We start from the raw sequence: 5660 nt of genomic DNA, 5'->3' as shown, positions 1-5660 counted from the left end.
CGCGCGGACCCGCAGCGGCCGTCAGCCGAAGTCGTCGGGGACGATGCGGAGCTTGTGTGCGATGCGGGCGAGAGCCTTCTGGTCGGTGGTGTTGAGCGAGTCGAGGACGGTGCGGCGTACGGCGCGCAGATGCGTGGGCGCCGCCCGGCGCACGATCTCGAAGCCGGCGTCGGTGAGTTCGGCGAGGGTGTAACGGCCGTCGGCCGGGTCCGGTGTCCGAACGACCCAGCCGCGCTGTTCACAGCGTTTGACGACGTTGGACAGCCGAGACAGCGACCCGCTGGCGAGGAAGGCGAGTTCACCCATCCGCAGCGTGCGCTGCGGGGCCTCGGATAGGTGGCTGAGCACGAGATACTCGAACAGGGTGAGGCCGTGTTCCTGCCGCAGCGGCGACTCCAGCTTGCCGGGCAGCAGCAGAACGAGGGAGATCAGCCCCGTCCACGCCGCCTTCTCCTGCTCGTCGAGCCATCGCAGGTCCTCATCGTCCTCGTGTTCGCCGACGTCGCTCATATGCCTTTCCGTGCTGGTCATAGATCTTCTCGGTCTCCGACGAAGTCCGTGATCACTTTTCGGTTGAAATAATTACCGACCATCGTGAGTTTACATGTGAAGTCATGCAACGGGAACGCACCTCACGGACAGGAATGGGAAAACCATGAGCACCGTCACCTTCGGCATCACTCCGGGCTACGGCGAGAAACTGCACAAGGCCTTCGGCTACAGCGGGGCAGTCCGCGTCGGCGACCGGGTCGAGACCTCCGGCCAGGCCGGGGTAGATGACAACCTGAACATCCCCGACTCACTGGAAGACGAGATCATCCAGGCTTTCGACAACGTGGAACGCACGCTCGCCACGGTCGGCGCGACATGGAAGGACGTTATCCACGTCAACTCCTATCACAAAGTCGCACCGGGAGATGACGCCATCGGCGACGACCACAACACGGTCATGGCCGAGCAGTTCCGCCGACGCCTCGACGGCCGCGCGCCGATCTGGACCGAAACCGGCGTCACGGTCCTCGGACTCCCCGCCATGCGCGTGGAGGTCCGCGTCACCGCCATCGTCGGTTCCGGAACTGAACCTCACCTCCAGTGACCACACCGTAGTCACCGCGGCCGGTGGGCCGGGACAGAGCGGGGCCGGGAATTACACCCCCGCCTCTCGTTTCGGGCCCGCCGGATGCAGCGACGCCCTACGCACCGGCCGCACCGCCTGCCTACGGGGGCCTAGCATGAACGACCGAGTCGCCTCACCTCTGCGCTGGAGCCCACCTCATGAACGTCTTGCGAATGTCCCTGCTGCTCGCCGCAGCGACGGCGACGGCCTGTACCACCACCGGCCCACAAGAATCGACCCCCGCCGACGACTGGTGCCGAACTGCGATCACCGAACTCACCAACGCGCAGCGGGGATGGTACGAGAAGGAGAAAACCGACGGAATCGATGACACGTGGATGCTGGCCGGCCCCGGGCCGCCCGCGACCGACGCAGCCATCCACGCCGCGGAACAACGTCTCGGAGTGCACTTCGATCAGCAGTACACACAGTGGCTCCGCCACGCCAACGGCTGGAAGTACTTCTCCGGCGCCGTCACCTTCTTCTCACTCGACGAGATCGCCCGAGACTCGATCCCCGCCGAGAACCTTCGGGCGTTCCTCGAGGGCGCAGAACTCACACCCGACAGGGTCGGCGTCGACTCGTTCGACACACTGATCGTTATCGGCGGAACTTGGGATGGCAAGGACTTCCTCGCCATCGAAGCCGCCCCCACCCCGGAGACTGCGAGCATGCCCGTATATGAGTTCGGCTACGGGGACTTCACCGAATACGACGATTTCAGAACGTTCCTCCGAACGGAGATCGAGACATTGAACCAGATGTGAACCTTGTGGGCGGCGGCCCGGCCCTGCTCGGTCGCCGTATCGGTCAGCGGGACCGCGACCAGGCCCCGGGCAGGTGATGACCGCGCAGGCCCACCCAGGTAAGTGCACAGCTATACCGGCTCCGTATCTTTCGGAACGCTGCTGACCGGAAAGCCTGTTATTCGATCGCTACTGTGTTGCGGCTCAGTCGACCCGGTAGATGTCGACGTCGGATGTTCTCACCTTCAGAGCCCCCTCGGGCACCACGAAGTACGTGGGGCCCTCTACCATCATGCTGTCGATCAATCCGTCACCGTAATCACAATTGTGGTTCGAGCAGATTTCGATCGTGCTGAAGGCATATTCGGCTTCCGGGTCGGGTACGGCTTTGTATGTGCCCGGCGGGAATTCCGAGGGCACCAGATGTTCACCATTGGGGAATGCTGCGGCAGCTCCCGTACTTGCACCGAGGCCGAGTGCGGCAATGGACAACGCGGTGATGACAACCTTTCTCAGCATGAGAAAATCCTTCAGGATTCAACGAATGGTGTCCGACTGGTCCACTGAGCGCGCAGCTCGTCGGTGGATTATCCGCCGGGAGAATCAGCGGGAACGACCGGGTTTCGACACCGGCATACGGCTTTCTCTGCCAGAGCGGAAATCCGGGTCGACATTCACACGATACCGCCATAGCTGCACGCGCCGATACCCGATCCGCAAACCGACCGATATTCGGCGAGGCGATCGACGACGACACTGCGAGTATTGTTTCACAGCGAATCGGCTGTCACCGGCCGGGAACGGCGAGGGCTACTGCGGCGACCGCCGGGTTTCGAGTTGCCGGCGGGATTCGACCCCGAGTTTGGTGAAGAGATTGCGCAGATGCCATTCGACCGTGCGCGGGCTGATGAACAGGCGTGCCCCGATCTCCCGGTCGCTGAGCCCTTTCCGAACGAGTTCGACGACCTGCGCCTCCTCGGCAGTGAGATCGTTGCCGGTCTCGGCGGGGTGCTCGTCGATGTTCTCTCCGATGGCGGTCAGTTCGTGGGCTGACCGGCCCGCGAAAGCCGCCATGCCCATGGCAGTGAACAGTTCGTGGGCCGTGTGCAAGTGCTCGCGGGCCTCGGGTCCGCGGTGTTCGCGGCGCAGCCATTCACCGTAGACGAGGTGGGCGCGGGCCAGTTCGCCACGCAGTGCGGTGCGGGCCAGGTGTGAAAGTGCTGCGCGGTAACGGGTTTCGGCGTCCGGGCCGTCGCTCAGCAGGGCGTGGGAGCGGGCCTGGATGCCCATCGCCCAGTCGGTGCCGCTCGGCCGGGTGACCTCGGTGAGCCGGACGAGGGCGTCGAACGCCCGGTCGGTGGCGCCGGTGCGGGAGGCGGCCTCGATGTATTCGACCAGCGACCACACCGGGATGCCGACCTCGAGTTGTACATATTCCTCGTTCGACGCCCGCGCGGCCTCGGCCGCCTCGTCGAACCGCCGCAAACCGTTGTAGAGGACGGCGCGCGCATAGCCGCCGACCACCGGGCCGATACCTTCGCCCCGGAGCTCCTCCCCTTCGTCGGCACGTCTGCTCAGCTCGAGGCATTCCGCTTCGCGGCCGCGCCAGCCGGCCACCAGTAGCGCGGGATAGACGGGGGCGGCCGCAGCGACGGCTTCGGAGACGATCTGGATCTCGGCCGCCAGCAATTCGGCTTCGGCGAGTTCACCGTCGAGAACGTGGACGACGCTGCGCAGGGTCAGCGCGAGGGGCAGCGCCGAGGCTCGCCCGGTGGCGCGGACCAGGTCCAGATTCCGGATGCTCAAGTCGGACAGTGTCTCGTGATCCCAGAGACCGACGGCCGTCACCCCGGTGAGCCACAGCCAGCGCAGCGCCTCGTTCGGGGAGAGATCGGCCCGGCTGAACGTGTGCAGAGCGGCCCGGAGAGCGGGGACGGCGGCGGTGTGCCCGTCGAGGATCCGGGCGGCCAAGGCGTCGAGCAGGAGGTCGACGGGGCGCGGATCGTGCAGGGCCGGGGTGGCGCGGGCGGCGACGGCGGCTTCGTACTGTCCGCGGCGGTAGGACTTGGGGCCGGCGAAGAGCGCCGCGTCGATGACCTCCAGGTACGTTTCGCGCGCACTGGCCGCGTCGTACACGGCGAGCCGGCGCGCGGCGTCGAGCAGCAGGGCCGGGGCCGCGCTACCGCGATCGGTCGTGAACGCAATCCGGGCGCGCACCAGTTCGGCCTCGGCGCGGAACCGGTCGTCGCGCAGGCCGGCTTCGGACAGCGACAGCAGCTTCAGGGCGGTATCGGGGTTTCCCGCCTCGTGGGTTGCGCGGGCGGCGATCAGGGCTCGGTCCCGGCGGCGCTGCGGGTCGGGGGTCAGTTCGACCGCCCGCGCGGCGAACGCGGCGGCCGCGGCGATACCACCGCGCACCCGGGCACGGACCGCGCAACGCTCGAGTTCCACCGCGACGGCTTCGTCGGGACCGGCCGCGCCGTATGCGGCGTGCCAGGCGCGGCGGTCGGGGTCGGTGCCGGGATCGGTCGCCGCGGCCAGCGCGCGGTGGGCGGCGCGGCGGTCGTCGGGCTCGGCGGCCCAGTAGACGACAGCCCGGACGAGCGGGTGGGCGAATCCGACCCGGTCACCGATCTCCACCAGTCCGGCTTCCACCGCCGGCTCGACCGCGGCGAAGTGTATCCCCACCTGGTCGGCGGCCGCCCAGAGCAGCCCGGGGTCGCCGGTCGGTTCCGCGGCCGCGATCAGCAGGAACCGTTGTGTTTCGGCCGGTAGCTCGGCTGTCCGCCGCAGGAACGCGGCGCGGATCCGGGCATTGACTCCGCGCGCGGCCGGCAGGCCGAACCCACCGGCCAGCTCCACCGGGCTCGAGGTCTTCGGCAGTTCCAGCAGGGCGAGCGGGTTGCCCCGGGTTTCGGCGACCACCCGGCTGAGCACGTTCTCGTCCCAGGAACCGGGCATGGTCGCACGCAACAGCGCGCGGGCGTCGTCGTCGCGTAGCCCTGCCAGCAGCAGTTCGGGCAGACCGGCGGGCTCCACGGGGTCGGGGTCCGCGGGATCGGGCGACACCCGGACCGCGAAGACGACGGCCACCGATTCGGCGACCAGCCGGCGGGCGGCGAACGCGAGGGTCTGCACGGAGGCCTGATCGAGCCATTGGACATCGTCGACCACACACAGCAGCGGCCGCTCCCGGGCGACCTCCGACAGCAGGCCGAGGACACCGAGCGCGACCAGAAAACTGTCGGGCGCGGGTTCGCCACCCTCCCCCAGCGCCGCAGCCACCGCGGCCCGTTGTTGCAGGGGGAGCGCGTCGAGTCCGCTCGCCATGGGTGCGCACAGCTGGTGCACGCCGGCGAATGCCAGCTCCATCTCCGACTGGATGCCCGTGATACGGGCGATCCGGAATCCCCGCGCACGGCCGGCCAGATAGTCGAGCAGCCGGGTCTTACCGATCCCCGGCTCGCCCCGGATCACCAGGGCACGGCTCTGGCCCGCGCGCAGGTCGCGGAGCAGTTCGTCGAGCTGTTCGCATTCACGGTCTCGTCCCGGAACCCGCGCTGGCATCGGTGCTCCCGTCGGTATGTCGAACGTGTTCGGGATGCTCCCGCGGCGCGCGTTCGGACCCGCTCACCCGATTCCGCGCGGAATCGGCACGAACGGCAGACCGGGTGCGGACCGTATATCGCTCACGGATCGTCCCGAACGGTGCCGGGCACGTATGACCGGCACTGTTGTCGTCATGGACTCAGGGTAACCAGGACCGAGCGGTCCGGCTCCGGCCGGCGCCCACCGGG

The 5660-nt window shown here is 67.9% G+C and carries 5 protein-coding genes; 2 read left to right on the top strand and 3 right to left on the bottom strand.

Annotation, left to right across the window (positions count from 1 at the left end; genetic code table 11):
- Window positions 1–21: 21 nt before the first annotated feature.
- Window positions 22–510 (bottom strand): MarR family winged helix-turn-helix transcriptional regulator, encoded by a 489-nt coding sequence (locus ACIA75_RS11715; RefSeq protein ID WP_397102708.1) that lies wholly within the window; start codon window positions 508–510, stop codon window positions 22–24.
- Between the two features lie 145 nt (window positions 511–655).
- Here ACIA75_RS11715 and ACIA75_RS11710 point away from each other — a divergent pair, with 145 nt between their 5' ends.
- Window positions 656–1096 carry a Rid family hydrolase gene (locus ACIA75_RS11710; protein ID WP_397102706.1) on the top strand — a complete coding sequence of 147 codons (441 nt, stop codon included), beginning with the start codon at window positions 656–658 and terminating at the stop codon, window positions 1094–1096.
- Between the two features lie 179 nt (window positions 1097–1275).
- A complete protein-coding gene (locus tag ACIA75_RS11705; protein ID WP_397102704.1) occupies window positions 1276–1884 on the top strand; it encodes an SMI1/KNR4 family protein in 609 nt (202 codons plus the stop codon).
- Window positions 1885–2067: 183 nt separating this feature from the next.
- On the opposite strand, the gene ACIA75_RS11700 is transcribed toward ACIA75_RS11705, so the two are convergent.
- Complete coding sequence (locus ACIA75_RS11700) at window positions 2068–2382, bottom strand: hypothetical protein (RefSeq protein ID WP_397102702.1); 315 nt, start codon at window positions 2380–2382, stop codon at window positions 2068–2070.
- Window positions 2383–2673: 291 nt separating this feature from the next.
- A complete protein-coding gene (locus ACIA75_RS11695; protein WP_397102700.1) occupies window positions 2674–5430 on the bottom strand; it encodes an AAA family ATPase in 2757 nt (918 codons plus the stop codon).
- Window positions 5431–5660 lie beyond the last annotated feature (230 nt).

This window comes from Nocardia sp. NPDC051750 (assembly GCF_044453135.1).
Lineage (GTDB): Bacteria > Actinomycetota > Actinomycetes > Mycobacteriales > Mycobacteriaceae > Nocardia.
Note: the sequence above shows the minus strand (reverse complement) of the source record. Positions and strands in the feature narration are given on the sequence as shown.

Coding starts and splice junctions, on each gene's coding strand:
- ACIA75_RS11695 (WP_397102700.1), bottom strand. CDS start 5,430: ATGCCAGCGCGGGTTCCGGGACGAGACCGTGAATGCGAACAGCTCGAC.
- ACIA75_RS11705 (WP_397102704.1), top strand. CDS start 1,276: ATGAACGTCTTGCGAATGTCCCTGCTGCTCGCCGCAGCGACGGCGACG.
- ACIA75_RS11715 (WP_397102708.1), bottom strand. CDS start 510: ATGAGCGACGTCGGCGAACACGAGGACGATGAGGACCTGCGATGGCTC.
- ACIA75_RS11710 (WP_397102706.1), top strand. CDS start 656: ATGAGCACCGTCACCTTCGGCATCACTCCGGGCTACGGCGAGAAACTG.
- ACIA75_RS11700 (WP_397102702.1), bottom strand. CDS start 2,382: ATGCTGAGAAAGGTTGTCATCACCGCGTTGTCCATTGCCGCACTCGGC.